Below are 1,717 nucleotides of genomic sequence, written 5' to 3'. Positions count from 1 at the left end.
GAGGCGCCAGCCGAGCGGAGCGAGGGAACGATGGAAGCCCGTCAGGGGCGAGACACCGCAGGCGGCTCGATGCGCTACGCGCACGACAGCGCGACCGGCCATGTTTCTTGGCCGGGGACGCACAGCCTTCAAGGCTCGATGCACAAGCTCATGCGCCAGTCATCGAGAAACAGGTTCGATAGCGACTGCCGTGGTCTGGCCGATCCGGCGCAGCCGGGTCGGCGGTGTTCAGGGGCGCCAAGCCTGCGCGGCGGGGATAGCCCGCAGGGCTTTCCCCTGGAGTGCAAGCGAAGCGTGCAGCGCCACAGGCGCGAGGGTGTGAAACGCGGAACTGGGCGTAACGCCCGCATGTTGCACGGCACTGGCCCTGTATGGGCCGGTGCCCGAAGGCATCGAACGCCACCGCGATGCCTTTAACGCCGCCGCCTGAGCCTGGGCGAAGGCGGCGGCGTTCTGATTGGGGGTTGCGAGCTTTCCATTCCGGGTGCGGCCACTGCCGCGCCCGGATTTTTGCGTCTGCCCGCGCCTGGCCGGGATGACCGGGCGCGGGGCAATGGGCGGCGAGGCCAGCCCGCCGCCGGTCTTGCTCTATTCGCGCTTTCGGTGGTGATCGACCATGCCCGCCAGGTAGGCCGCTTCCAATGCCGCCTCAATGCTCCAGACGGCAAGATCATGGAAATCGAGGCGGTCACTCCAGCGCCGTTCGAGCGTTTCGATTCGCAAATGCACGCGGGCAATCTCGGCAATCTCGCGCTTGGCTGCGGATGAAAGAATGGGCTTGGCCATGTCACTGCTCCTTGTCGAGTTCCGCTTGCACTTGCCGGGCGAGCTTGCGAAGGCTCACCTTTCTGCGGGCGATGGCGTGCAATTCATCGTCGGGCAAGCTGCCCAGCATGGCGGTTGCCCGCCGCTCGATTTCTTGCGAGGCCAGCTTGGGCCAGTGCTCATAGTCGGCAACGAAGGCGAGCGCATCGCGGTTGTGGCGCCCGTAGCCGGTGAGATAGGCCCGCAGGCCCTCGAACTTGTCGGCTGCGCGGTTCATGCTGCGACCCTCCCGGCAGGTGTGAGATTCAGGCGGTCTATCGCGGCCGCGTGGTACTTCGCATCAAGCTCGATACCGAGGAAGCGGCGGCCGGTTTGACGTGCTGCAACGCAGGTAGAACCCGAACCGGCGAAGGGGTCAAGCACGATGCCACGCGACGGGCAAAACGTCTTGATAAGCGCGGCCAGCGATTCGACCGGCTTTTGCGTCGGGTGCAGGCGGTTGCCGCTGTATTTCCACGGCAGCACGTCGGGCAAAGGCTCGTCCGGCATGGCGGGTTGCCCCTTGACCAGCAGATACGCCGATTCGTGCTGATAGCGCAAAAAACGGGCTTTGGACTGGTACGGCTTGGCAAAAACGATATGCCCGGCTACACGGAAGCCAGCGGCACGCCAGGCGCTGAAGAACCGATCAACACGGCTCCATCCATAGAACGAGATGCAAAAGGCGTCATCGCGCAGGATGCGGTAAAGCTGCTGGAAGGCGGGGGCCAGCCAGCTATCTTCCTTGTCATTGGCGATGCAGCGGCCCGTCCGGTCTTGGTAGTCCACCAAATAAGGCGGGTCGGTGAGAACGAAATCCACGGCCCGATCGGGCAGCGTGGGCAGTACGGCGAGGCAGTCCCCTAAAACAATGCGGCTCATGTCTTTCTCCTGAACAAAAAGGTTGTTGAAG

Annotated in this window: 3 protein-coding genes; all 3 read right to left on the bottom strand. The window is 64.0% G+C overall.

The annotated features are described in order from the left end of the window. Positions 1-588: 588 nt before the first annotated feature. From ACSQ22_RS26250 to ACSQ22_RS26240, 3 genes are read right to left on the bottom strand one after another with little or no spacing between them, the layout of a single operon-like run. Positions 589-786, bottom strand: a complete 198-nt coding sequence (locus ACSQ22_RS26250) for a DUF6900 domain-containing protein (protein ID WP_008905698.1) — start codon at positions 784-786, stop codon at positions 589-591. 1 nt (position 787) lies between these two features. Continuing rightward, positions 788-1,042: a hypothetical protein gene (locus ACSQ22_RS26245; RefSeq protein ID WP_008905697.1), complete on the bottom strand. Its 255-nt coding sequence runs from the start codon at positions 1,040-1,042 to the stop codon at positions 788-790. Next, complete coding sequence (locus tag ACSQ22_RS26240; RefSeq protein WP_436131956.1) at positions 1,039-1,686, bottom strand: DNA methyltransferase; 648 nt, start codon at positions 1,684-1,686, stop codon at positions 1,039-1,041. The genes ACSQ22_RS26245 and ACSQ22_RS26240 overlap by 4 nt, the downstream gene beginning before the upstream one ends. Positions 1,687-1,717 lie beyond the last annotated feature (31 nt).

The sequence above is a fragment of the Acidovorax sp. LjRoot38 genome (assembly GCF_964252975.1).
Taxonomy (GTDB): domain Bacteria; phylum Pseudomonadota; class Gammaproteobacteria; order Burkholderiales; family Burkholderiaceae_C; genus Acidovorax; species Acidovorax facilis.
The sequence above is the reverse complement of the archived record's forward strand: the minus strand, read 5'-3'. Positions and strand labels throughout refer to the sequence as shown.